Origin of the sequence: Thioclava sp. GXIMD4215 (assembly GCF_045291555.1) — a bacterium.
GTDB classification, from domain to species: domain Bacteria; phylum Pseudomonadota; class Alphaproteobacteria; order Rhodobacterales; family Rhodobacteraceae; genus Thioclava; species Thioclava litoralis.
Genome location: NZ_CP149515.1, coordinates 2,881,442 through 2,906,822, shown reverse-complemented (window position 1 = coordinate 2,906,822; position 25,381 = coordinate 2,881,442). Strand labels below are relative to the sequence as shown.

At 63.0% G+C, this 25,381-nt stretch carries 21 protein-coding genes; 10 read left to right on the top strand and 11 right to left on the bottom strand.

The window, feature by feature from the left end; translation table 11 throughout:
* Nucleotides 1–246: 246 nt before the first annotated feature.
* Entirely contained in the window at nt 247–1,314 is a 1,068-nt protein-coding gene (locus WDB86_RS14505; protein ID WP_406736245.1) for a P-loop NTPase, read from the bottom strand.
* A gap of 277 nt (nt 1,315–1,591) precedes the next feature.
* Here WDB86_RS14505 and WDB86_RS14500 point away from each other — a divergent pair, with 277 nt between their 5' ends.
* Nucleotides 1,592–1,795 (top strand): DUF1127 domain-containing protein, encoded by a 204-nt coding sequence (locus WDB86_RS14500; protein ID WP_339107800.1) that lies wholly within the window; start codon nt 1,592–1,594, stop codon nt 1,793–1,795.
* 602 nt (nt 1,796–2,397) lie between these two features.
* Nucleotides 2,398–3,177 carry a 23S rRNA (adenine(2030)-N(6))-methyltransferase RlmJ gene (gene rlmJ / locus WDB86_RS14495; protein WP_406736244.1) on the top strand — a complete coding sequence of 260 codons (780 nt, stop codon included), beginning with the start codon at nt 2,398–2,400 and terminating at the stop codon, nt 3,175–3,177.
* Here the strand turns inward: rlmJ and WDB86_RS14490 are convergent.
* The 6 genes from WDB86_RS14490 to ftsY form a co-directional block, all read right to left on the bottom strand.
* A complete protein-coding gene (locus tag WDB86_RS14490) occupies nt 3,174–5,594 on the bottom strand; it encodes an ATP-dependent helicase (protein ID WP_406736243.1) in 2,421 nt (806 codons plus the stop codon). The genes rlmJ and WDB86_RS14490 overlap by 4 nt on opposite strands.
* 204 nt (nt 5,595–5,798) lie before the next feature.
* The gene (gene folE2, locus WDB86_RS14485; RefSeq protein WP_339107803.1) at nt 5,799–6,890 is read right to left on the bottom strand and encodes a GTP cyclohydrolase FolE2; all 1,092 of its coding nucleotides are present in this window, start codon (nt 6,888–6,890) and stop codon (nt 5,799–5,801) included.
* Nucleotides 6,891–6,967: 77 nt separating this feature from the next.
* Nucleotides 6,968–8,146, bottom strand: coding sequence for an O-succinylhomoserine sulfhydrylase (metZ, locus tag WDB86_RS14480; RefSeq protein ID WP_406736242.1), 1,179 nt, complete (start codon nt 8,144–8,146; stop codon nt 6,968–6,970).
* 102 nt (nt 8,147–8,248) lie between these two features.
* The gene (locus tag WDB86_RS14475; RefSeq protein WP_406736241.1) at nt 8,249–8,866 is read right to left on the bottom strand and encodes an inner membrane-spanning protein YciB; all 618 of its coding nucleotides are present in this window, start codon (nt 8,864–8,866) and stop codon (nt 8,249–8,251) included.
* 95 nt (nt 8,867–8,961) lie between these two features.
* Nucleotides 8,962–9,870: a hypothetical protein gene (locus WDB86_RS14470; RefSeq protein ID WP_406721061.1), complete on the bottom strand. Its 909-nt coding sequence runs from the start codon at nt 9,868–9,870 to the stop codon at nt 8,962–8,964.
* Nucleotides 9,871–9,934: 64 nt separating this feature from the next.
* Nucleotides 9,935–11,215 carry a signal recognition particle-docking protein FtsY gene (gene ftsY / locus WDB86_RS14465; RefSeq protein WP_406736240.1) on the bottom strand — a complete coding sequence of 427 codons (1,281 nt, stop codon included), beginning with the start codon at nt 11,213–11,215 and terminating at the stop codon, nt 9,935–9,937.
* Nucleotides 11,216–11,423: 208 nt separating this feature from the next.
* Here ftsY and WDB86_RS14460 point away from each other — a divergent pair, with 208 nt between their 5' ends.
* Both WDB86_RS14460 and WDB86_RS14455 read left to right on the top strand, forming a co-directional pair.
* Nucleotides 11,424–12,530: an alkane 1-monooxygenase gene (locus tag WDB86_RS14460; RefSeq protein ID WP_406736239.1), complete on the top strand. Its 1,107-nt coding sequence runs from the start codon at nt 11,424–11,426 to the stop codon at nt 12,528–12,530.
* Nucleotides 12,531–12,779: 249 nt separating this feature from the next.
* Complete coding sequence (locus WDB86_RS14455; RefSeq protein WP_406736238.1) at nt 12,780–13,190, top strand: hypothetical protein; 411 nt, start codon at nt 12,780–12,782, stop codon at nt 13,188–13,190.
* 107 nt (nt 13,191–13,297) lie between these two features.
* On the opposite strand, the gene xseA is transcribed toward WDB86_RS14455, so the two are convergent.
* A complete protein-coding gene (gene xseA / locus WDB86_RS14450) occupies nt 13,298–14,905 on the bottom strand; it encodes an exodeoxyribonuclease VII large subunit (protein ID WP_406736237.1) in 1,608 nt (535 codons plus the stop codon).
* Nucleotides 14,906–15,018: 113 nt separating this feature from the next.
* On the opposite strand from xseA, the gene purD reads away from it, so the two are divergent.
* Nucleotides 15,019–16,281, top strand: a complete 1,263-nt coding sequence (purD, locus tag WDB86_RS14445) for a phosphoribosylamine--glycine ligase (RefSeq protein ID WP_406736236.1) — start codon at nt 15,019–15,021, stop codon at nt 16,279–16,281.
* A 93-nt stretch (nt 16,282–16,374) separates the two neighbouring features.
* Here the strand turns inward: purD and WDB86_RS14440 are convergent, their stop codons facing one another.
* From WDB86_RS14440 to WDB86_RS14430, 3 genes are all read right to left on the bottom strand, one after another.
* Complete coding sequence (locus tag WDB86_RS14440) at nt 16,375–17,199, bottom strand: fatty acid desaturase (RefSeq protein WP_406736235.1); 825 nt, start codon at nt 17,197–17,199, stop codon at nt 16,375–16,377.
* A gap of 76 nt (nt 17,200–17,275) precedes the next feature.
* The gene (locus WDB86_RS14435; RefSeq protein WP_406736234.1) at nt 17,276–17,737 is read right to left on the bottom strand and encodes a DUF3429 domain-containing protein; all 462 of its coding nucleotides are present in this window, start codon (nt 17,735–17,737) and stop codon (nt 17,276–17,278) included.
* Between the two features lie 82 nt (nt 17,738–17,819).
* The gene (locus WDB86_RS14430) at nt 17,820–19,202 is read right to left on the bottom strand and encodes an L-serine ammonia-lyase (protein WP_406736233.1); all 1,383 of its coding nucleotides are present in this window, start codon (nt 19,200–19,202) and stop codon (nt 17,820–17,822) included.
* Between the two features lie 199 nt (nt 19,203–19,401).
* Between WDB86_RS14430 and WDB86_RS14425 the strand changes: the two genes are divergently transcribed.
* The 5 genes from WDB86_RS14425 to hflC all read left to right on the top strand — a co-directional run bounded on the left by WDB86_RS14425 (nt 19,402) and on the right by hflC (nt 25,277).
* Nucleotides 19,402–20,394 carry a Hint domain-containing protein gene (locus WDB86_RS14425; protein ID WP_406736232.1) on the top strand — a complete coding sequence of 331 codons (993 nt, stop codon included), beginning with the start codon at nt 19,402–19,404 and terminating at the stop codon, nt 20,392–20,394.
* Nucleotides 20,395–20,513: 119 nt separating this feature from the next.
* The gene (rpiA, locus tag WDB86_RS14420; protein ID WP_406721071.1) at nt 20,514–21,299 is read left to right on the top strand and encodes a ribose-5-phosphate isomerase RpiA; all 786 of its coding nucleotides are present in this window, start codon (nt 20,514–20,516) and stop codon (nt 21,297–21,299) included.
* Nucleotides 21,300–21,718: 419 nt separating this feature from the next.
* A complete protein-coding gene (gorA, locus tag WDB86_RS14415; RefSeq protein WP_406736231.1) occupies nt 21,719–23,071 on the top strand; it encodes a glutathione-disulfide reductase in 1,353 nt (450 codons plus the stop codon).
* Nucleotides 23,072–23,214: 143 nt separating this feature from the next.
* Nucleotides 23,215–24,360: an FtsH protease activity modulator HflK gene (gene hflK / locus WDB86_RS14410; protein WP_339107818.1), complete on the top strand. Its 1,146-nt coding sequence runs from the start codon at nt 23,215–23,217 to the stop codon at nt 24,358–24,360.
* The gene (gene hflC / locus WDB86_RS14405; RefSeq protein ID WP_406721072.1) at nt 24,360–25,277 is read left to right on the top strand and encodes a protease modulator HflC; all 918 of its coding nucleotides are present in this window, start codon (nt 24,360–24,362) and stop codon (nt 25,275–25,277) included. Before hflK ends, hflC begins: the two co-directional genes overlap by 1 nt.
* Nucleotides 25,278–25,381 lie beyond the last annotated feature (104 nt).

The window sequence follows — 25,381 nt, the reverse complement described above, 5'->3', positions numbered from 1 at the left end:
CTGCGTCACGGGAGATTAACCGGCCAACCGCACCCCGAATCGGAAGCAGGGCCACTATCTCCTCAGTCAGAATCAGAATCGGTCGGCCTCGCCAGAAGCCGACCGTTTCCCGTCATTTCCCGTCCCGCGAATTCCCGTGGCCCGTTCCCGTGAATTCCCAGCGGGGTCCCGTCCTGCCCCCGCCACGGCTTTGCCGGATCGGGCGACACGGATCGGCGTTCTCGGGCGCCGGACCGGACCGGCCCTTCAGCCCACCAGATCCGCGACCCGCGCAAGCGTCGCGGCCAGCCCCGCATAAGGCGCCGCCACAGCGGTTTCGCCCGCCGCAACAGGGGTCCCCGCATCTGCGGCCAGACGCACCTCGATATTCAACGGCAAAGACCCCAAAAGCGGCAGACCAAGCCGCGCGGCCTCCTCGGCCACCCCGCCATGACCGAAGAGATGCGCCTCATGGCCGCATTCCGGGCAGATATAGGTGGACATATTCTCGACCAAGCCCAGCACCGGCGTGCCAAGACGCTTGAACATATCCAGCGCCTTGCGCGCATCCAACAGCGCGATATCCTGCGGGGTGGACACGATCACCGCGCCGTCAAGCTTGGTCTTCTGACACAGGGACAGCTGGATATCTCCCGTTCCGGGCGGCAGATCGATGATCAGCACATCCAGCGGCCCGTAATGATCCCATTTCACCTGCCCAAGAAGCTGCTGCAGCGCCCCCATCAGCATCGGACCACGCCAGATCACCGCCTCGTCCTCTTTCAACATGAACCCGATCGACATCAGAGTGACCCCATGCGCCTGCAACGGCAGGATCGTATGGCCATCGGGCGAGGCCGGACGTTTGGACACCCCCATCATACGCGGCTGGGAGGGGCCGTAGATATCGGCATCCAGCAGCCCGACCTTTACCCCCTGACGCGCCAGCGCAACCGCAAGATTGGCGGAAACGGTCGATTTCCCGACCCCTCCCTTCCCCGACCCTACGGCGATCACATGTTTCACCCCCTCCACCGGCAGCGGACCGGACTGCTTCTTGGGATGCCCGCCTATGGTCGGCCCCTTCGCCCCTGCAGGTCCGGCGGCGGGGATCACAATCGACAGGCTCTTGAGATCCGGCAGAGCCTTCAGCTCGACCTCGAGCCGCGACCGGATCGCCTCCAGCTCGGCCTGCTGTGCCCCCTCCAGCACGAATCGCACCACACCCGCCTCGACTGCCAGCGCGTGAATCAGGTTGCGCTCTGTTACGGTGCCGCCTTGCGGCAGCCTGACCTGCGCGAGGGTTGCCAGAACGGTGTCTTTGGTGAGTGTCATCGGGGCCTCCAGAACTCGAATTTCGCCGACTGTGGCCATTTAGACGCGCTGTTCAAGCCCCCGAAACGCCCTGCCCGCCGTTTTCCCGCAACCATGACGGGGCACACGCAATGAAATATCCGAATCCAGGGGGAAATAGGTCAGAATGTGTTATGCACTTTCCGCATGACGGGCTTGCCGCCGTCACCATTGTGCGAACGCGGCATTTTCGCCATGTTAGCGACAACAGAAGGCGAAAACGCCACGAACGCAAGCACGAACCCAAAGGAATACGCAAATGGCAGTAGCAACTGAAATCCGCCAAGACCGCCGTGGCTTTGGACTGATCGAAGCCCTCAAGGACGCGATCGCTCGTCGCAAACTCTATAACGAAACGCTGGCAGAGCTGCGCTCGCTCTCGACCCGCGAACTGGATGATCTGGGCATGAGCCGCGCAATGCTGACCCGCGTTGCTGCAGAAGCCGCCTACGGTCGTCACTGAACATAAGCTTCCATAGGCTCTCTCCTCCTCCCTGAGCCTTAGGAATGGGCGGCTGTCTCCTCCTCCTCCCTGAGACCGCCGCCACCCTTTACAGGCCCTGTTGCGCCACAGCCGGATACGCCGATCTTCCTCCTCCTCCTCCTCCCTGAAGATCGCGTTTGTGAAGTCGGCGGTTCCTCTTCTCCTCCCTTGGGGAACCGCCAGACTTCTCTTTCGGCTCGAGACGCCGCCGATGGTCTTGAAACACGGGAAGCCTCTTCCCATTTGCATACGGACAGCCCGTTCCTCCTCCCTAGGGCTGATCGTTTCGCGGTGTTCTCCTCCTCCTCCCTGAGGACACCGCATCAGATACCGCGCCTCACTCCTCCTCCCGAGGCGTGCGTTAGGACCGGTTCTCCTCCTCCTCCCTGAGAACCGTTCCGTTTCCAAGGGCCCTCACTCCTCCTCCCGAGTGCCCTGGTCTACAAGAACGGCGATGCCCCTCTCCTCCCGGGCGTCGCCGTTTTTCTTTAATTCCCCCGAATCCGCCCCTTGTTCACGCGCCCCCTTGCGCCACGGCCCGTATCGCGGCATCACCGCCCAAACGACCGGGAGCCTTTGCCATGCTGTCCTATCAACACGCCTATCACGCCGGAAATCTGGCAGACCTGCATAAACATGCGCTGCTGTCGGTGATGCTGGACTATCTGACCCGCAAGGATAAGCCGCTGAGCTATCTGGAAACCCATGGCGGGCGCGGGCTGTATGACCTGTCGGATGCCTCAGCGGTAAAGACAGGCGAGGCCGCCCAAGGCATCCAGCGCCCCGAGGTCGCGGGCTGGTTCAAGCCGGACCATCCCTATGCCCGCGCGATTGCCAAAACCCGCGAAGCCCACGGCCCCGATGCCTATCCCGGATCGCCGCTGATCGCCGCGACCCTCCTGCGCGAGATCGACAGCCTTCAGGTCTGTGAACTGCATCCGCAGGAATATCAGGCGCTGTTTCCGGTGATGAAGCGCCATGCGCGGCTGCACAACAAGGACGGGCTGGAGATGGCTGTGGCCATGACGCCCCCCACGCCGCGGCGCGGGCTGATCATGATTGACCCCTCATGGGAGGTGAAGACAGATTACACCGCCATTCCCAAGCTGATCGACAAGCTGGTGACGCGCTGGAATGTCGGCATTATCGCGCTGTGGTATCCGGTTCTGGAAAACCGCGCGCAGGCGGGAATGGTGGCGCGGCTTGTGGGCCAATACCCCGAGGCGCTGTCCCATGAGGTCCGCTTCCCGCCCGCCCGCGAAGGGCATGGGATGATCGGCTCGGGGATGTTCATTATCAACCCGCCCTTCGGGCTGGATGGCGAGGCAAAGCGCCTCACCAAACTGTTCAACACGCTTTAAAACGGCACATCGTCGGCGCTCTCGGCGGGCACCACGAAAGAGGCGATCAGCTTCTTCGTGCCCGCCATGTCGAATTCGACCACCAGCTTGTCGGCCTCGGTACCCATGACCTCGCCATAGCCGAATTTCTTGTGGAACACGCGGTCGCCGATATCAAAGTCGTTCTCCACCGTGACGGCACGCGGGCGCGAAGGCGTCTGGCTGTGCACCCCACGGCTTTGCAGCCGCTTCCAACCGGGCGAATTATAGACATCGGCACTGGCCGCGCGCGCATCGATCTGGCTGCCCAGCGTCGAAGGCGCGCCCCCGCCCAGACCGGGCGGCGTCATGACATCCACATGATCCGAGGGCAGCTCGTCGATAAAGCGCGAGGGCATCTGCGATTGCCACTGGCCATAGACCCGACGGTTGCCTGCAAAAGAAATGTAACAGACCTCCTCGGCGCGGGTGATGCCCACATAGCCCAGACGGCGCTCTTCCTCGAGCCCCTTCATCCCCGATTCGTCCATGCTGCGCTGGCTGGGGAAAAGACCATCCTCCCAACCGGGCAGGAAGACCACCGGAAACTCCAGACCCTTGGCGCCATGCAGCGTCATCAGAGTGACCTTGGCCTCGGTATCTTTCGATTCGTTATCCATGATCAGCGCGACATGTTCCAAGAACCCCTGCAGGTTCTCGAATTGCTCCAGCGCCTTGATCAGCTCCTTGAGGTTTTCCAGACGACCCGGAGCCTCGGGGGTCTTGTCGTTCTGCCACATGGCGACATAGCCCGAGTCCTCCAGAATTTCCTCGGCCAGACGCAGATGCGAATGATCATGGGCCGGCGGCACAGCCTCCTCAAGCACTTCGAACAGGTCATCATCGTCATCGGCAGGGCTGCGCGCCGAGGCAGGCGAGGCCGCCCTCACGACCTCGTTCCAGCGGTCAACATTGGCCACAAAGGCCCGCAACTGCCCTGCCCCTTTGCCGCTGATCCCGCCCTGAGCCAGCAAGAGCCGCGCCCCTTCCAGCAGGCTGACACCATTCTGCCGCGCCTCGATCTGGATCTTCTGCTGCGCCTTATCGCCCAAGCCCCGTTTGGGCGTATTGATCACCCGCTCGAAGGCCAGATCATCCTCGGGGCTGATCGCAAGACGGAAATAGGCCATGGCATCGCGGATCTCCATGCGCTCATAGAATCGCGGGCCGCCGATCACACGGTAAGGCATGCCGATGGTCAGAAAACGGTCCTCGAAGGCGCGCATCTGATGCGAGGCCCGCACCAGAATCGCCTGATCTTCCAGGCTATAGGGCGCCAGCCCCCGCGTCCCCCGCGAGAGCGCCTCGATTTCCTCACCGATCCAGCGCGCTTCTTCTTCGCCATCCCAATGGCCGATCAACCGGACTTTCTCGCCGCCCTGCTCCTCGGTCCAGAGCGTCTTCCCCAGACGTCCCTCATTGCCGGAAATCAACTGCGAGGCCGCCGCCAGAATATGCTCGGTCGAGCGGTAATTCTGTTCAAGCCGGATCACCTTGGCGCCCGCGAAATCGCGCTCGAACCGCAGGATATTGCCCACCTCGGCCCCGCGCCAACCATAGATCGACTGGTCGTCATCGCCCACACAGCAGATATTCTTATGCCCCTGCGCCAGAAGCCTCAGCCAGAGATATTGAGCGACGTTGGTATCCTGATATTCATCCACCAGAATATATTTGAACCAGCGCTGATAGCGTTCAAGCACATCAGGGAACTTCTGAAAAATCGTGACCATATGCAAAAGAAGATCACCGAAATCCACGGCATTCAGCGTGCGCAGGCGTTCCTGATATTGCGCGTAAAGCTCGGACCCGCGGTGATCAAAGGCCGCTGTCTCGCCCCCTGTCACACACTCGGGCGTGAGCGCCTTGTTCTTCCAGCCGTCAATCAGCCCCGCCAGCATCCGCGCAGGCCAGCGCTTCTCATCCATATTGGCCGCAATGATCAACTGCTTGAGCAAACGGATCTGGTCGTCAGTATCCAGAATGGTAAAATTGGTCTTCAGCCCCACAAGCTCTGCATGGCGCCGCAAGAGCTTCACACAAACCGAATGGAACGTCCCAAGCCACGGCATCCCCTCGATCGAGCCGCCAAGTAGCGCCCCGATCCGGTCCTTCATCTCGCGCGCGGCCTTATTGGTGAAGGTCACGGCCAGAACCTCATTGGGACGCGCCCGCCCCGTAGTCATCAGATGCGCAATCCGGCAGGTCAGAGCCTTGGTCTTCCCCGTGCCCGCCCCTGCCAACATCAACACAGGCCCGTCCAGAGTCTCCACCGCTTCGCGCTGCGCAGGGTTCAACCCGTCAAGATAGGGCAGCGCACGCGGCACAGCCCCAGCCATTGCACGCGCAGACAGGCTGACCGCGCCTTCAAATGCGTCATCTTCGTCAAATCGCGCCATGTTCCGGCCCCAAGCGTTCTACCATTGTTCCCGTCATAGCAAAGATGCCCGTCGACCAAAAGGGGGCTCTGCCCCCGTCGCTCGTTCCGAGCGCCTCCCCCGGGATATTTCAGGCAGCTGGAACTAGGGCGCAAACGCTACATTCCAGCTGCTAAAAATATCCCGGAGTGAATTGAGCCGCAGGCTCAAGAGAGGCAGAGCCTCTTACCCCCCGTGAATCAGGCTCGCAAACAATCGAGGGTCAAGGCTTTCGGATGCAAAGACCGACCCTTCTGTCAGCACCGCAACTGCATCATGGCTGTGCAGGCTTTCCTGATGGCTGGCAACAACACGGAAGTCGCCGATACGCGGATCGGCTTTCAGACCTTCGGCCAGTACTCTTACGGCATCTTCAACGAAGATCGGATGAGCGGCATTCAACTCGGCGAAGGCCTGTTCGTCTTCCCGCTTCACCATGACTTGCGTTTCAGTGGGTATCTGGCGGCGGGCAATCGCGATCAGATCCTCGAACCACAGGCGCTCACCCGGCAGCGTCTCCACGGAGATTCGTGCCACCGAACGCTGGGAGTGTGGTGTCGCCAGTTGCCCGCGTTGCGAACGCGCGTGCTCTGACAGTTCCAGAGAGCAGGGGCAGGTCGAGCTATAGACATAGTCCAGATGCATGATCTTGCGACGCTGGCCGCTATGTTCGATCAACTCCAGAGCGATATCGTAATATTGCCAGCCCGACAGCCCCGAGCGCAGGCTGTCGCGCCGCATCGGGTAAGAGAACGCCATTGCCAGACGTGCATCGAAGCTTTCGAGGTCGGCCTTATAATCGTCCAGCACCCCCGCCATCACATCCAGCGAGAAATCCGTCTCGGAATGGGCATAGAAGGACCGCATGATGCGGCTCATATTGATGCCTTTTTTCTCGGCCTCGAGGCTGACCGTACCGGTGACCGAGGTTTCCAGCTCGCGCTCGCCGCCGTCGCGGCGGCGGTAACGGATCGGGAGCCGGAAATTCGAGATCCCCACATGGCCGATGCGCGCCTTAGCCCCTACAATCAACGAGGACGGCCCGTTCTGCAGATCGGGCATTGTGGCCTTATAGGCCTCATCCACGGTAAAATCGTGATCGTAGCGGCGCGTGAGATCCGGATAGTTGGCCACTTCCCGCCCGGGCAGGAGCCGCGCAATCGCCGGATCCAGTGCGGCTACTTCTTCCGGTGTGACGGAAGCCGCCCAATCCCGCAACTCGTTCAAAGCTGCGCGGGCACGTTCCTGACGGGCATCAATACGGCGATCGACGTTCATGGGATTTGTCCTTTCCGTAGATCGCACAGATAGGGTGGCAGATGTGATCGTGCCACCCTTTTAACGACAAAAGCTTATCAAACTGCGTCAAGTGCCCCGACGATATCTTTCACCAGATCATCGCCATCCTCGATCCCGATCGAGATGCGCACCATGCCGGGGGTGATCTTGATTTCGGCGCGTTCGTCTTCGGTCAGGTTCTTGTGGGTGGTGGTCGCGGGATGGGTCGCGATGGATTTCGCATCCCCCAGATTGTTGGAAATCTTCACGATCTCCAGCGCATTGAGGAATTTGAACGCGGCCTCCTTTCCCCCCTTCAGATCCAGCGCCACCATCGTGCCACCCGACCCCATCTGGGCCATCGCCAGATCATGCTGCGGATGGCTCGGCAGGCCCGGATAGATCGAGCGGTTCAGCGCCGGATGGCCTTCGGCAGCCTTGGCGACTTTGGCCGCGCTTTCGGCCTGCGCCCGCACCCGCAGATCCAGCGTCTGCATGCCCGACAGGTGCAGCCATGCGTGATAGGGGCTCATCGCGCCGCCGGTATGTTTGGCATAGGTTTCGAGCGGCCCACGGATGAACTCGCGGTCGCCACAGACCACGCCGCCAAGCGCGCGCCCGCCGCCGTCGATATGTTTGGTCGTCGAATAGACGATGATATCCGCGCCCTGCGCCACCGCATTCGAGAAAACCGGCGAGGCGAAGACGTTATCGACCACCAGTTTCGCGCCATGCGCATGGGCGATTTTCGCCACGCCCGTGATATCGATCACTTCCAGCCCGGGGTTCGAGACCGACTCGAAGAAGCAGAGCTTGGTGTTGGGCTTGATCGCGGCGTCCCATTCGGTAAGCTGGGTGCCATCGACCAGCGTGACCTCGACGCCAAAGCCCTGCAGGACCTTCAGCACGTAAAGGCACGACCCGAACATCTGGCGCGCGGCCACGATATGGTCGCCCGCTTTCACCTGAGAGGTCAGCGCGGCATTGACGGCGGCCATGCCGGAGGCGCAGGCAAAGGCGTCTTCGGTGCCCTCGATCGCGGCGATCCGGTCTTCGAACATGCGGGTGGTGGGGTTGCCGTAGCGGGCATAGATGAATTCGTCCGGACCGGCATGCAGGAAACGTTCCTCGGCCACTTCTGCCGAAGGGTAGACAAAGCCTTGGGTCAGAAACAGAGCCTCGGCCATCTCGCCATACTGGCTGCGGCGGATGCCTTCATGAACCAGTTTCGTGCGGGTGTTCCAATCCTTGGTCATCGTCGTCCTCATCCTAAATGGCCGGACCGTCACCCGGCGCTTCTTGCCGATGCGATACGCCTATAGGCTGGGCCGGTCAAGGATTGGCTGCCCCGGAACGCCTCAGTCGTCGGTCTTGTCCTCGGCGCTCTCCTCAAGGGCATAGCGTTTCAGCAGCCCCCCCTGCGCCATCAGGAAGACGAACATCAGGATCATCAAACCGAAGGTCTTGAAATTGACCCACATCTCTTCCGACTGGGTGCGCCAGATCACTTCGTTGAGCACCGCAAGCCCCAGAAAGAACAGCGCCAGCCGCTTGGTCAGGATGGTCCAGCCCTCGGGTTTCATCGGCAGATTGTCAGAGAGCACAAGCTGCAACCACGGTTTGCCCAGCAACAGCCCCGCGCCAAGGATCCCCGCAAAGAGCAGGTAGATCAGCGTCACTTTCATCTTGAAGAATTTCGGATCATTGAGCCAGACCGACAGCCCGCCGAAGACAATCACCAAGACAAGCGTCGCAATCTGCATCGGCGCCAGCTTGCCCGTCAGTTTCCACAGCACAAGCGTGCAGATGGTCAAGAGCGGAATGAACATCGCCGTCGCGACGATAAAGCCGTGATATTCCGTGCCGTGGAACATCACCGTCTGGTCCTTGAGTTTCATATAGACCACGAAAAAGGCCAGAATGGGACCCCATTCAAGCGCGCCTTTCACCACGGGGCTGATCTTGCGTTCCGACATATTCCGTCCTGTCCTAGCTGGGCCTTTATTCCGATATGCCGCGTTCGGGGCGCAAAGTCACGCCCCGCACGGCTCACGGTGCCGTCAGGCCTGTTTCACGGGTTGGGGCCATAGCCGATCTGCAGACCAAAACCGCCCTGCGCCAGCAGCTTCGTGCCATAGGCCATCGCCCTATCCTGCGCCTGCAGTTCTTCCTGCGTCAGCGACAGCGATGGCACCCTGCCCCGCAGATCCACCGATAGCGCATGCTGCGGATGCGGCAGGTCCCCGATCAACCGCACAAGCGCCGCGCGTGACGGCGCATCGATATAGGCGTCCGGCAGCGCCTCGGCCAAAGCCGCATATTGGGTTTGCAATGCGGCAAGAGCTGCCGCAGGATCACCCTCTTCAGGCAAAAGCGCCATACCCATCGGCATCAGGGCAACCGCCTCGAACAGCCACGGCAAGGCCAGATCCAGCGAGAAAGCTTCGACCGAAGGGAAGCTCGCCTGTTCGACGGGGGCCGCGAAGAACGCAGGAGTGACCGACCCCAGCGTGAAGGACAGCTGCGAGACCTGCCCCAGCGGATCGGTCACCTCCATCCGGTTCAACCGCAACTCGGCATCTTCCTCGTTCCAGTCGAGATCCAGCGCAACCTGATATGCCGCCATCCGCGCGATTTCATTCTGTAGATAGGCCATCTTGGGCGGATAGCCTTCTATCCCGCGGATGCCATAGAACAGGTTGGATACACGCAGATCCACATGCGAGGGCAGCGCATCGGGCCGCAGCCCCGCATCCATCCCGCGCAGTGAGACATCCAGCTCGTCAGCATAAAGGGCCGCCAAATCAAGCGGAAGCGGAACGACCAGATCGCGGAAAATGCAGCGATCGCCGTTCTGCTCCTGCGTGCCATAATCGACCTTTGCCAGCGCAAGCAGCTCTGCCACCGGCGCACAGGCTGTCTTTTTGGCATCATCGGCGGATGCAGGCCCCGCCATAAGCGGAAGCGCCAGAAGGGGCATCACCCTGACGCCTAGCGAAAGCCCCTGTGTAATAAATCTTCTAATACTCACGTCCTTCTAATACTCATTTCGCCTCGATCCCCACCAGCGCCTGCGCGAATTCCTGCGGGTCGAAGGGAGCCAGATCGTCGATCTGCTCGCCTACGCCAATGGCATGGATCGGCAGGCCGAAGCGGTCTGCCAGCGCCACCAGAACCCCGCCCTTTGCGGTGCCGTCAAGCTTGGTCATCACCAGCCCCGACACATCGGCCAGCTTGCGGAAGGTCTCCACCTGGTTCAGCGCGTTCTGCCCCGTCGTCGCATCCAGCACCAGAAGCGTGTTATGCGGTGCCGAAGGGTCTTTCTTGCGGATCACACGGACGATCTTGGCCAGTTCTTCCATCAGATCGGCGCGGTTCTGCAGGCGGCCTGCCGTGTCGATCATCAGAAGGTCTGCGCCCTCGGCCTCGGCACGGGTCATCGCGTCAAAGGCAAGGCTTGCAGGGTCCGAGCCCTCGGGCGCGGTCAGCACCGGCACATCTGCGCGCTCGCCCCAGACCTTCAGCTGCTCGACTGCGGCTGCGCGGAAGGTATCGCCTGCGGCAATCACCACCGATTTTCCGGCGGCCTTGAACTGGCTGGCCAGCTTGCCGATGGTCGTGGTCTTGCCCGAACCGTTCACCCCCACCACCAGCACCACCTGAGGACGCTTGGGGAAGATCGGCATCGGCTTGGCAACGGGCTCCATGATGCGGGCAACTTCCTGCGCCAACAGCCCCTTGATCTCGTTGACCGAAAGCTTGCGCCCCATACGGCCCTCGGCTAGGTTTGCCGTCACGCGCAGGGACGTATCGACCCCCATATCCGAGGCAATCAGCAACTCTTCGAGGCTTTCCAGAAATTCGTCATCCAGCACACGGCGCGGGCTGTCATCGCGCGCCCCGCCCAGAAGCCGACCGAAGAAACCGGGCTTGCTGGCTGGCGCGGCAGGGCGAAGCGGCTCCGCTGCGGCGGGCATTTTCTGGACCGGAGCCGCAGGCGGCACAACAGAAGCCGCGCCCTGCGTTTGCGGCTGAGCGGACGGCTGTGCATCGGGCCGCGACATACCCGCCCCCGCATCCCCCGACCCTGCCGCCTCGGGCTTATCCTTTTCCGGCGTTACCGCCTCGGGCTTGTCCTTTTCCGGCGTTACCGCCTCGGGCTTCGTATCTTCGGGCGCCGCCACATCCTGTGCATCGGGTGCGACGTCAGGCACTGCTTCGGGTTCGGGCAGCGCCGGCTTTTCGGCCACAAGATCCTCGATCCCTTCCTCAAGACGCGAGGAGGACCGTGTCAGACGGGATTTCAACTTTTTGAAAAACGACATAGCTTGCCCCTATACGCCTAATGGCCCTGCCCTGACGGCCCCGACCAGATTGGTTTCGTTTTCACCTAATCAATCCTGCCGAGCGATGGAAGGGCTTGCCAAAGCATTCTCCACGCAAGCGCAGGGAAATTGCGCCGTTTTCCGTCGATTCCACCCCGAAAATCCCGTATCACCGTCGCAACCTGCCCAGATCCACTGAAGGACCCCCATGAAGCGCCCGCCCGGAACATCGCTTTTCGCCTGTGCGACACTGGTGCCCATGATCTTGGTCGGGCTGGCAGCAGAGCTTGGCGGCTGGTGGTGCCTGCTGGCTTTCTGCGCCAGTTCGACGGTTCTGCACCTGCTCGACAGGCTCTTCCCCGCCCCCCTGCCGGATGCGCCGGAAGGGGTGGAATTTCCGGCCGCAGACGGGCTTCTGCTGGCAATTTTCGCAGGCCATCTGGTTATCTTCGCCCTGTGCCTGAACGCACTGGTCACAGGATGGGGCGCCGCTCCGCTGGCCACCACTCCCCTGCACAAGGACCCGTTCACGCTTGCCCTGTCCAAACTTGCCCTGTTTCTTGCATGTGGTTTCGTTCTGGGGCAGGTGAGCGTGCCCGCCGCCCATGAGTTGATCCATCGCCGCAATCGGCTGTTCTTCCGGCTGGGACAATGTCTCTATATCACACTGCTCTTCGGCCATCACGCCTCGGCCCATAGGCTGGTGCACCATATCCATGTCGCCACCCCGCAAGACCCCAATTCCGCGCCGCGCGGCATGGGGTTCTGGACCTTCCTGCCACGCGCTTGGATCGGGTCTTGGAAAGCGGGCTTGCAGGCCGAAGAAGCGCTGCGTCGCAAGGCGGGACGTCCGGTCCGGCACAGGGTCTATCTCGCCTATGGTCTGGGAGCTGTGCTGATGATCTGCATGGTGACACTGGCTTGGGGGCCTTGGGGGCTATGCGCCTATCTGGGCCTATGCGCCCATGCACAGATCCAGCTCCTACTGGCCGATTACGTGCAGCATTACGGGTTAAGGCGGCAGATCCGGAACGGGCGGGTCGAACCGGCAGGACCGGATCACAGCTGGGATGCCTGCCCACCCGCCTCTTCGCTCTGGATGCTCAACGCTCCGCGTCACAGCGACCACCATGCCCATCCCGCACGCGCCTATCCTGCCCTGCGGATCGGCGAGATCACGGCAACCCGCCCGATCCTGCCGCGCTCGCTGCCGGTCATGGCGACGCTGGCGCTCTGCCCGCCGATGTGGCGGCGCGTCATGGATCGGCGGCTCGACCGGCTCGCCGGACCCGCTACGCACACAGACAGGCGCTAGCAGGCGGCCGTCGGGTCCCGCGGCCAGAAGCGGCTTGGCGCGGCCTTGGCGCAGGGAAAGGCCACGCAAAGCAGCGGCGGTTCCACCCACCAAAACCGCCTTGAACTTCGCGTCCAGCCCCCGCAAAAGCCCCTGGCTTCCAGCCCCCCGGATAGAATGGCGCATAGCAGGCGTTTCACGGGGCTGTGGGTTTCACATTGGCACGGTTTTTGCCAAGATGGCCCCGATCTTGCCCAGCCGGAGTCCCTGATGCGCGCCCTCGTCCTCGCCTTCCCGCTTGCCCTCCTTGCCACTGTGTCGCAGGCCGAAGATGCCACGCCCCCGCTGGATGCCGCAGGGTTCGACGCCCGCACCACCGGAAAGACAATCACCTATTCCGCCAATGGCCAAGCCTATGGAATCGAGCAATATCTGCCCGGTCACAAGGTGCTCTGGGCCTTCACCGAAAGCGAATGCAAAGTAGGCACATGGCATCAGCAGGGCGAAGAGATCTGCTTCGACTATCAGGACGAGAACGGCCAGCAATGCTGGAAGTTCTACGATACCGACAAAGGGCTGAAAGCCCAGTTCATGGGCGATGGCGGTATGTCCGAACCGCTAATCTCGCTCAGCGAAAGCGAGACCCCGCTGAATTGCCCCGGCCCCGATATCGGCGTCTGACAAGTCTCGAAGACCTATGGGTAAAGCGCCCCGATGCGGCACGCATCGCGCGGACTGGCGGGGTTCAATGCCCCGACAGGACGCGGCCCCGCCGGAGATCGGCGCGATCAGAACAGACTGCCCTGCTCTGGCGGTGAAGTCTTCACCGCCTTCTTGGGCGCCTTTTTGGCGGGTTTCGGCGCAGCAGTCTCCGCCACGGGGGATTTCGGCTCTAGGGATTTCGGCTCGGGGGCCTTGGTCGCCCCAAGCAACGGACCGCCCTCCCCACCAGTGACCACCGGTAGAACACCATCGGCAAATTCGACCTGCAGCGCCGCGTGCCCGGCCGCCTCAACAGCCGTCGTCACCACGCTCTCGCCCGCGCGCACCACCGCATAGCCGCGCTTGAGCGTCTCGCGATAGCCCAAAGTCTGGCGCATGCGGTCCATCTGCTCCAGCCGCTCACCCAGCTGACGGATCCGGCGTTGCTGCGCCTGCGCCATCCGCTCGCCCAAAGCCTCCAGCCTTTCACGCGACTGCGCATTGCGCGAGCGCGCCAGATCAAGGTTGCGCGCCCGTGCCGAAACCAGCCGCGCGGACAGCCCCTCAAGCCTGCGCCCCTGTTCCGAAAGCCCCCGCGTCAGCAGGGTCGGAGACAGCCGCGCCTCGATCCGGCCAAACTCGGAGCGCTTGCGCAAAGTCACCCCGCGCAGCGCCGGATCCAGCCTGTCGGCCCACCAGTCATAACGCTGGCGCACAGGGTCCAGAACCGCCTCGGGCCGCCCCAAGGCACGCGACAGATCGCTATGGCGCTGGCGCTGGATATCCACCCGCGCCCGCACCGCGCGCGCCATCCGCGCACCCGCATCCTGCAGCCAGACAGCCAGCTCGCCACGTACCGGCACCGCCATCTCGGCCGCCGCCGTCGGCGTGGGCGCCCGCTTGTCCGAGGCATAATCGATCAGCGTGGTATCGGTCTCATGGCCCACCGCCGAAATCAGCGGGATACGGCTTTCCGCCGCCGCCCGCACGACAATCTCTTCGTTGAACCCCCAGAGGTCCTCGATTGATCCACCGCCGCGCGCCACGATCAACAGATCGGGCCTCGGGATCAGCCCGTCCGGCGCCAGCGCATTGAAGCCACGGATCGCCCGCGCCACCTCGCCCGCGCAGGCCTGCCCCTGCACCGCCACCGGCCAGATCAGCACATGGCGCGGAAAGCGGTCACGCAGACGGTGCAGAATATCGCGGATCACCGCCCCCGAGGGCGAGGTCACCACCCCGATCACCTTCGGCAGCCACGGCAGGGGCCGCTTGCGCCCCGCATCAAACAGACCCTCGGCGCCCAAAGCCTTCTTGCGCGCCTCCAGCATCGCCATCAGCGCGCCCGCCCCCGCAGGCTCGACGGTATCGACAATCAGCTGGTATTTCGACTGGCCCGGAAAGGTGGTCATCTTGCCGGTGGCAATCACCTCCATCCCCTCTTCGGGGATCACGGCCATCCGGTCCACCTGCCCCTTCCAGCTGATCGCAGCGATCACCGAGCGGTCGTCCTTCAGGTCGAAATACAGATGCCCCGAGCGCGGGCGTGTCGCACGCCCCACCTCGCCGCGCACCCGCACGCGGCCGAATTCGCCCTCGATCACGCGTTTGACCGCCCCCGAAATCTCGGAGACCGTGTAATCATGGGCGTTGTTATTGCCGCTCGGGCCTGATTCATCTTCAAAAAGATCCATACCCCTGTTTCGCCCATCCTCCCTGCCGCTTCAAGGCGTCAATGCCACTTGCCCGAAAGCCCCCTTCGCCGTAAACGGGGCGCGATCACACGAGTGCGGCAAAGGGACGACATATGAACATTCTGGTTCTTGGAAGCGGCGGGCGCGAACATGCGCTGGCATGGGCCATCAAGCAAAACCCCAAATGCGACCGTCTGATCGTCGCGCCGGGCAATGCGGGAATTGCCGCGATTGCCGAATGTGCCGCGATTGACCCCTGCGATGCGCAAGCCGTGCTGGACCTGTGTCAGGAACAGGCGATCGATTTCGTCGTCATCGGCCCCGAGGCCCCTCTGGCCGCAGGTGTGGCCGATGCGCTGCGTGCGGCGGGGCTTCTGACCTTCGGCCCATCGGCCGAGGCCGCCCAGCTCGAAGCGTCCAAGGCCTTCACCAAAGCCGTCTGCGATGCCTGCAACGCCCCCACCGCCGCCTATGCGCGCTTTGACAATGCCGATGCGGCCCGCGCCTATGTCGAGGCGCAAGGCGCCCCCATCGTCATCAAGGCCGATGGTCTGGCCGCAGGCAAAGGCGTGATCGTGGCGATGACGCTGCAAGAAGCGCTCGACGGCATCACCGAGATCTTCGGCGGCGCCTTTGGCGAGGCCGGCGCAGAGGTCGTGATCGAGGAATTCATGGAGGGCGAGGAAGCCTCGCTCTTCATCCTGTCGGATGGCGAGAATATCGCGGTCGTCGGCGGCGCTCAGGACCACAAGCGCGTGGGCGATGGCGATACCGGCCCCAATACCGGCGGCATGGGCGCCTATTCCCCCGCCCCCGTCCTGACGCAGGCGGTCGAGGATCTGGCCATCACCCAGATCGTCAAACCGACCGTGGCCGAGATGGCGCGTCGCGGCACCCCGTTCCAGGGCGTGCTCTATGCGGGCCTGATGATCAAGGACGGCCAGCCGCGTCTGGTAGAATATAACGTCCGCTTCGGCGATCCGGAATGTCAGGTGCTGATGATGCGCTTGGGCGCGCAGGCGCTGGACCTGCTGCTGGCCTGTGCCGAAGGGCGTCTGGATCAGGTGCAACCGCAATGGGCCGATGACCACGCACTCACCGTGGTACTGGCGGCAGAGGGCTATCCGGGCAGCTATACCAAAGGCACCGAGATCCGCGGCCTCGACGCCCTGCCCTCGACCTCAAGCGAAACGGTCTTCCACGCGGGCACCACGGCAAAAGACGGCGCAATCCTTGCCACCGGCGGGCGCGTGCTCAATGTCACTGCCCGAGGCGCTACGCTACAAGAAGCCCGCGACCGCGCCTATGCGCTGGTCGACCAGATCGACTGGCCCGAGGGCTTCTGCCGCAAAGACATCGGCTGGCGCGCGCTCTGAGCCGCGTGTCGGGGGCGTAACGCGCCCCCGAGGCCCCGCCCGAGCGGGAGGGTCCCCCTCCCCGAGGAAGGGGCCACCCTGTCTACATAAACCCTAGCGCCGGACATCATCCCAAACAGGCACCACAGGCTGGCGCCCCGCGGCATAGCCCGGCACAGTCGCATCCAGCCGCCGCGCCAGTTCCGGCAGGCGGCTGACCGGCACTTTGGGAAACAGGTGATGTTCGCGGTGGTAGAACATCAGATAGGCAACCCAAGCCAGCGGCCCGCGCTGGCTACGCCCTGCAAGCCCCGTCTCTTCCGTCCCTTGATGGGTGATCCACACGGCAAAAAACGCCGTCAGACACTGCCCCAAAGCCATCGCCAGAAGATGGAAGCGCAGCGCCACCCCTCCCCAAGACGCAGGCAGCAGCACTCCCAGCAGCACCAGCGCCGCCACCAAAGCCCAATCCACCAGCAGCCTGCGCCGCCAGCGCGCACCACCCTTCGCCCATGTTGTCGTGTTCAGCTTGACCGGAAACCTCGGCCCATAGCGCAGCACCTCCCAGAAGCTCATGCGCGCGCAATGGCCCTCGTGATCGCCCTCGCCCATCATGTCGCGGTGATGCTCCAGATGACAAAAGGCATCCGCATGGTTCGACCCCAGCATCAAACCGCTCAGCCCATGCATGACGGCGTGATCCACCGCCCGAGGAGCCGCAAGATTGCCATGGATCGCCTCATGGTTCAGCCGCAGACAGCAGAGGAAAAACATAAAGCTGCAGATAAAACCCAAAGGCCAGAACGGCCCCGCATAAAGCACCAAAGACCCGACAAACCACGGCAGCGGCAAAGCCAGTTCGATATATTTCTGATAACGGGGGATCTGCGTCAGATCGTGATACTCGACCCCTTTCGGGGCGCGCTCGAATTCGGTCATAAAAACCTCTGCAGGAAATCGCAAAATTAATCCCGCTCGGTCTAACCAGCTAGGGCCCCACCCGCAAGTCAGCCCCTTACAGCACCAGCGCCAACCACGCACCGCCAAGCGCCAGACAGGCGCTGCCCATCTGCCAAGGCCGCAGCCGGATGAAATACAAAGGCACCTCTTGGCGCCGTGCGGCCCTCGGGTCCAAGACCGCATAAATCGCATAACACAAAGCCAGCAGCACCAGCCCGATAGCCTCGGGCAGGATCAGCGCCAAAAGCCCAGCGCCGAACATCCCCAGCATCACCGCCAACTGCCCGCCCCGAGGCCCGCCCGGCGTGCGGAAGCTCAAGCCCCGCCGGACACCTGCCAGAAACATCACGATCCCCGCGCTCCACAGGACCAGACCGCGCAGCGCCAGCCCCTGCATCTCGCCCTGAAGACAGACCGTCAGCGCCAAGAGCCAGATCGGCACCATCGCCAGCCAGCCGAAAACCGCCCCGTCCAGAGGCACCTGCGCCTGCTCCTCGATCCTGATTTCGCGCGCCATCCCCTGTCCTTTCGCCAATCTCCCTAGCAAAAGCCGCAAAACCCCCAAAAGTTTCCCGACAGGGTTTAGGAAAGATCAAACCTCAACAATTGGGCACATTCACTGCCAGCCCGCCAAGGCTGGTTTCCTTGTAATGTTCATGCATGTCGCGGCCCGTCTGACGCATGGTCTCGATTGCGGCGTCAAGCGGCACGAAATGCGTGCCATCCCCGCGCAGCGACAGCGACGCCGCCGAGACCGCCTTGATTGCCCCCAGACCGTTGCGCTCGATGCAGGGCACCTGCACCAGCCCGCGCACCGGATCGCAGGTCATCCCCAGATGATGCTCCAAGGCGATCTCGGCGGCATTCTCGATCTGCTCGGGCGTGCCGCCCATCACGGCGCATAGCCCCGCCGCAGCCATGGCCGCAGCCGAGCCCACCTCGGCCTGACAGCCGCATTCCGCCCCCGAGATCGAGGCATTGGTCTTGATCAGCCCGCCAATCGCCGCCGCCGTCAGCAGGAATTCCCCCACGCGGGCACGGCTTGCCCCCGGAACATGATCGAGCCAGTAGCGGATCACCGCAGGCAGCACACCCGCCGCCCCATTCGTTGGCGCGGTGACCACCTGTCCGCCGGCGGCATTTTCCTCATTCACCGCCATCGCATAGGTCGAGATCCAGTCGTTGACGATATGCGGCGCCTGCAGGTTCTGGCCGCGTTCGGAGTGCAGCGCGTCATGGATCGCCTTGGCGCGGCGCTTGACCTTCAGACCTCCGGGCAGGATGCCATCGGTCTCGAGCCCGCGCGACAGGCAGCCGTTCATCACCTCCCAGATGCGCGACAACCCCGCCTCGATCTCGGGACGGCTGCGGAAACGGGCCTCGTTCTGCAGCTTCATCTGCGCGATCCCCAGCCCCGAGGCATGGGCCATCGACAGCATCTCATCCGAGGAACGGAACCCGAAAGGCACGGGTGATGGCGCTTCCTTGGCCGCGGCATCATCGGCGGCCGCCATCTCGCGGGCACTGCGCACAAAGCCACCACCGATGGAATAATAGGTCTCCTGCGCCAGCACGTCGCCCTGCTTATCCAGCGCCTCCAGCACCATCCCGTTGGCATGGCCTTCCAGTGCGGGGCCATAATCAAAAACCAGATCCGTTTCGGGGTTGAAGGCCAGCGGCCCCAGCCCCTCGGGGTTCAGCAGATGATCCTTGGCGTTCTGCGCCAGAACCGCTTCGGCGGCCTCGTGGTCATAGCTCTCGGGCAGAACCCCCGCGAGACCGAGGATCGTGGCACGGTCGGTGGCATGGCCCTTGCCGGTGAAAGCCAGCGACCCGTAAAGCCGCGCCCGCAGCCCGTGCGCCTTGAAATGCGAGCCCCGCAGAAGCGCCAGAAACATGCCACCGGCGACCATCGGCCCCATCGTATGCGAAGAGGACGGCCCGACCCCGATCTTGAAGATATCGAACACACTCAGAAACATCTCGCACTCCCTGGATGGTCCCGCGCGGGCGGGGATGGCTGCCTTTGCACAATGTCACAGCCCGACCGGCGGACCTGCGCGAAAACGACATTCGGCGCATCAAACGCGCGAATTCCCCCACAAGATTAAGAACATTAGCTGAACATTTACCGAAAATCGGTCAGATAGGGGCTGGTTCTGTAACTGACGTGATGGTGACATGCCAACCTTTGGCGCCTGGCAAATTTCCGACCTCGTGATCACGGGGCCTGACCCGTTTGCATCGAATGCGACGGCCGAGACAGATGCGCCCGGTGCCACCAGCTTTGTCATCTCCCCCGGCGCCGATCTGCAGCTTGTCGATCTGGTCGATGACGATGCCAGCTTCGAGGATGCCGATGGCGGGCAGGCGCTGGCCGCCGCCACCACATTCGACGGGGTCGCGTGGAATGCGGGCGACGGGGTCGAGACCGAATACAGCTATATCATCCGCCCCAGCGGTTCGAGCGATCCTGCCGACAATATCACGATCTATGTGCTGGAATATCAGGGGCAAGTGCACGGGATCGCCTCTACCGAACGGCTCTTTGCCGGACAGAGCTACGATATTGTGGGCATCGACAGCAATGATCCGGTTATTGCCTATAGTGCGATGGCGATCTGCTTTGCGGCAGGCAGTCTGGTGGCCACCAAACAGGGGCCGGTGCCGGTGGAAAAGCTGCGCGAGGGGATGCGTATCCAGACCGTCGATAACGGCTATCGCCCGCTGGAATGGGCGGGGCGCTGGCTGGTTAACGGACGCGGGGCCAATGCGCCGGTGCGGTTTGAAACCGGAGTTATCGGCAATACGCGCCCGCTGTTTCTGTCGGGCCAGCACAGGGTGCTTATGCGACCGGAGCGGGGGCCGTTGCAGGGCGAGGAAATTCTTGTGGCGGCCCGCGCCCTTGTGGGACAACCCGGCATCAGCCGCGCCGAATGCGACCGCATCCAGTGGGTCCATCTGCTGTTCGAACGCCACGAGGTCGTCTTTGCCGAAGATGCCCGCACCGAAAGCCTGCTGCCCGGCCCCGCCGCGCTGAGTTGCGTCGGCCCCGAAACGGCCCGCTATCTGCAAGCCACGCGCGAGGCCGACCCGTTCGGCATGCTGCCTGCGCGCCCGATCGTGCCCACGGGCAAAGCGCAGCGGATGTTGCGCCTGCCCCAGCGCGCCTGATCACGCGCGCCTGATCACGCGGCCCCATGTGACTTTATACGAAACCCTGAGGAATAGCGCGTGCATGGTCGCGCAGGTCTGCTATAAGCCGCGCGAACGGATCTTTGAGGAGCAAAACCATGCCCGCCGAGCTTTCCCCCATGGACAAGGCCAAATTCGCTGCCGCCCGCCGCGCGGTGGATTTCATCGAGGACGGCATGCGTGTCGGCCTTGGCACCGGCTCGACCGCCGCATGGATGGTGCGCTGTCTGGGCGAGCGTGTGCGCGAGGAAGGGCTGAACATCATCGGCGTGCCGACCTCGACCCGCACCGCAGAACTCGCGCGTCAGATGGGCATCAAGGTCGTCTCGCTGGAGGAGGCGAAATGGCTGGATCTGACCATTGACGGTGCCGATGAATTCGACCCCGAGCTGAACCTGATCAAGGGCGGCGGTGCAGCCCTTCTGCAAGAGAAGATCGTGGCGACCGCTTCGGACCGGATGATCGTGATTTCGGATGCCTCGAAAGAAGTCGCGCATCTGGGGGCCTTCCCGCTGCCCGTCGAGGTCACCCCCTTCGGCTGGCCGGTGACCCGCACCCTGATCGAGGAAGTGCTGTCGTCGATGGATGTGCTGGGCCGCGAGACCACCGTGCGTATGGAGGGCGACCAGCCTCTGGTCACCGATGAGGGCAACCATATCATCGACTGCCATCTGAACAAGATCGGCAATCCGCGCCAACTTGCGCTGGCGCTGAACCAGATCGCCGGTGTGGTGGAAAGCGGGCTGTTCATCGACATCTGCGATATGGTCATCATCGGTGATGCCGATGGCCGCGTCGAAGTGCGCGATATCAATGCTGGCACCGTGGCGCATGAAAAGATCGACTTTGCCGAGAACGACAACATCTTTGGCGATCTGAAATAACCGCCACTCCGCCAAGCCACCCGCCTTGCGGGCGTGCTGCGACGGCCAATAAGCTAGACCGGGTCCGGGCGGCGCTGCCGCTGCGGGCCCGTTTCTTTTCCAGGGCCTGCGGGAGGCGTTCCGCATATTGAAGCGCCCCGCCCAAGGCCCCGCCCTGCCCCGCCCAGACCCGAAATGCCGCCAGCACCGTGCAAGCTGTGTCAACACATGCCGGCTTCAAGCGCTCATGGTCCCACGGCACGGCTTTGGGCTACCCGCCGCATTGACCATATTGGTCGCGCATTCGGGGCAGACGCGACCCGACGACGGCAACTCTGGCCAAGCCCGCCGATGTGTGGTCTATCTTCGCGCAACAGAAGGGCCATGTGCTGCCCATGACAGCCCCGCGTCTGGCGGAGCGGAACGTAAGGACATCTCCCATGAGCGATTTCGACTTTGATCTTTTTGTCATCGGTGGCGGCTCTGGCGGGGTCCGGGCCGCACGGATCGCGGCAGGCCACGGGGCGAAAGTGGCACTGGCCGAAGAATACCGCATGGGCGGAACCTGTGTCATTCGCGGCTGCGTGCCGAAAAAGCTGATGGTCTATGCCTCGGGCTATCCCGAAGCCGTGCGCGAGGCGCAGGCCTATGGGTGGGACGCTACGATCGGTGCCTTCGACTGGGACGTCTTCCACAGGAAGCTGGAGGCCGAGCTTGACCGTCTGGAAGGGCTTTATCGCAAGGGACAGGAAGGCGCGGGCGTCACCCTCCACGACTGCCGCGCGACCGTGGCGGGCCCGCATGAGGTGAGACTGGCCGACGGGCGCATCGTCTCGGCCAAGCATATTCTGGTGGCGGTGGGCGGCAAACCCTTCGTGCCGGAGTTCGAGGGGTGCGAACATGTGCTGACCTCCAATGACATGTTCAAGTTCAAGACCCTGCCGAAGACCATGCTGATCGTGGGCGGGGGCTATATCGCCTGCGAATTCGCCTGCATCCTGAACGGTCTGGGCGTCGAGGTCTCGTTGCTCAACCGCTCGGCCCTTCTGCGCGGCTTTGATGCGGAATCGCGCGATGTGATCGTGGGGCAGATGGAACGCGCGGGGGTCCGCATCCGCACCGGCCATGTCATCGACCGCGTCACCTGCAAGGGCACGGCCTTCAGCGTGCATATCGCGGGACAAACCGAAGAGACCTATGACGCCGTACTCTACGCCACGGGCCGTGTGCCGTTGACCGAAGGGCTGGGGCTGGAGGAGGCCGGCGTCAAACTGGGCCAGCGGGGCGAGGTGCTGGTGGATGAATGGTCGCAGACCAACGTGCCCTCGATCTTTGCGGTGGGCGATGTGACCGACCGCATCCAGCTGACCCCTGTGGCAATCCGCGAAGGCCACGCCTTTGCCGATACCGTCTTCGGAGCCAATCCGCGCAAGATGGACCATGATCTGGTGGCCTCGGCGGTCTTCACCCAGCCCGAATTCGGCACCTGTGGCGTGACCGAGGAGGAGGCCGCGGGCACCGGCGCCGATATTTACACCTCTAGCTTCCGCCCGATGAAGAGCCTCTTTGCGGGCAATGACGAGAAGGTCTTCCTGAAGCTGGTGGTGGATCAGAAGACACAGGTCGTGACCGGCTGCCATATCGTTGGCCCCGATGCGGGCGAGATGATCCAGATGGTGGCCATTGCCATGAAGATGGGCGCAACCAAGGCGCAATTCGATGCGACCTGCGCCGTGCATCCGACAATGGCCGAAGAACTGGTAACCATGCGCAGCCCGACGCGCAGCGTCTGAGCCACGGCCCCCGCAGGCAAACCGGCCCTGCGGGAATCCGGAAATATCGACAATCATATACTTAGAACTGCTATGGGGCGGGTTGAAACCTGCGGGTTCCCTCCCCAAATCACTGCGGAGATCAAGAAAAGGTGAGGAGTCTCATGAGCAATTCAGGTCCCTGGGGAACGGGCGGCGGAGATGACGGCGACAAGCCGAAAGGGTCCGACAAGCGCCCCGGACAACGTGGCCCCGGCAAAGAGCAGGTCCCCGAGATCGAAGAGTTCATGAAAAAGGGCTCCGAACAGCTGCGCGTGCTGATGGGCGGGCGTTCGGGGTCCGGTCGCGGGGCCGGACCGCGCGGCCCAAGCAATGGTCCCGGTGTCAAGACCATCGGCGCGATTGTCGTGGTCGGGGCTGCCGTGCTTTGGGCATGGTCGTCGTTCTATACCGTGCAGCAGGGCGAAGAAGCCGTCGAGATGACCTTCGGCAAATATTCGGCCACCAAGACCGCAGGCCTCAACTTCGCCCCTTGGCCTGTGGTGACCCATGAAATCCTGCCTGTCGATCTGGAACAGACGGTGGATATCGGGATGGGGCGCGCAGGCTCGAACGATACCGGCCTGATGCTGACCGGCGACCAGAATATCGTTGATATCCAGTTCCAGGTCGTCTGGAACATCAAGGATCCGGCGAAATATCTCTTCAACCTCTCCGATCCGCAGGAATCGATCCGCGCGGTGGCCGAATCGGCCATGCGCGACATCATCGCGCGCTCGGAACTGGCACCGGTGCTCAACCGTGATCGCGGTGCGATCCGTGCCGAGCTGGAAGGCGCCATCCAGGGCACGCTCGACAGCTATAACTCGGGGATCCATGTGATCCGTGTGAACTTCAACAAGGCCGATCCGCCGCAGGAGGTGATCGACAGCTTCCGTCAGGTGCAGGCGGCCCAGCAAGAGCGGGACCGTCTGACCAATGAGGCCGACGCCTATGCCAACCGCGTCACCGCGCAGGCCCGTGGTCAGGCCGCCCAGCTGAAAGAAGAGGCCGAAGCCTATCGTGCCCGCACCGTGAACGAGGCCGAGGGTCAGGCCGCGCGCTTTACCTCGGTCTATAATGAATATGTCAACGCGCCCGATGTGACCAAGCGCCGGATGTTCCTGCAGACGATGGAAAGCGTTCTGGGCGGGGTCGATAAGGTGATTATCGACGAGCCCGAGGGCGCTCAGGGGGTCGTGCCCTATCTGCCGCTACCCGACATGAAACCTGCAGCCAAAACCGACACGTCGAGCGAGGGATCGAACTGATGCAAAAACTCGCAATCGCCATTCCTGTGATCGCCCTTGTGGCCGCTGTCGGCCTGAGCTCTGTCTATGTGGTCGACGAGCGCGAACAGGCGCTTGTGCTGCAATTCGGGCAGGTGAAAGAGGTCAAGACCACCCCCGGTCTGGGTTTCAAACTTCCCTTGATCCAGACGGTCAAAACCTATGAGGACCGCATCCTGTCGCTGACGACGCGCCCGCTGGAGGTGACCCCTCTGGATGACCGCCGTCTGGTGGTGGATGCCTTTGCCCGCTGGCGCATCACCGATGCGGTAAAATTCCATACAGCCACCCGTGGCCGCGGCGAACCCTGGGCACAGCAGCAGCTGGACAATATCATCACCGCCCAGATCCGCGAAGTGCTGGGGGGTGTGCCCTCGACTGCGGTTCTGTCGGATGACCGGATCAGCCTGATGGTGAAGATCCGCGATTCCGCCCGCGCCGAGGCACAGGCCCTTGGGGTCGAGGTGATCGACGTGCGTCTGACCCGCACCGACCTGCCCGACCAGAACCTTGAGGCCACCTATGCCCGTATGCGCGCCGAGCGCGAGCGGGAGGCGGCTGACGAGATCGCACGCGGGAACGAGGCCGCCCAGCGGATCCGCGCCAGCGCCGACCGGACCCGCACCGAACTGACCTCGGATGCGCAACGTCAGGCCGAGATCGTTCGTGGTGAGGCACAGGCACAGGCCAACAAGATCTATGCCGAGGCCTATAATAAGGACCCGAACTTCTTCGCCTTCACCCGCCAGCTGGATTTCTACGCCAATACGCTGAAGTCGGATAGCTCGCGGATCATCGCGCAGCCCGATAGTCTTTACTTCGACTATGACCGCTTCCTGCAATCGCTTGGGGAAGCCCCCAGCCAAGCACAGACGGCAAAGCCGCCAGCCGCGCAATAGGCCCCGCATCACAGAAAGGCCGCAGCCGCAAGGCTGCGGCCTTTCTCATGGACGACCGCGCCGGTTACCGGACCGGATCAGAGGGATCATCGCCCGCGATACCG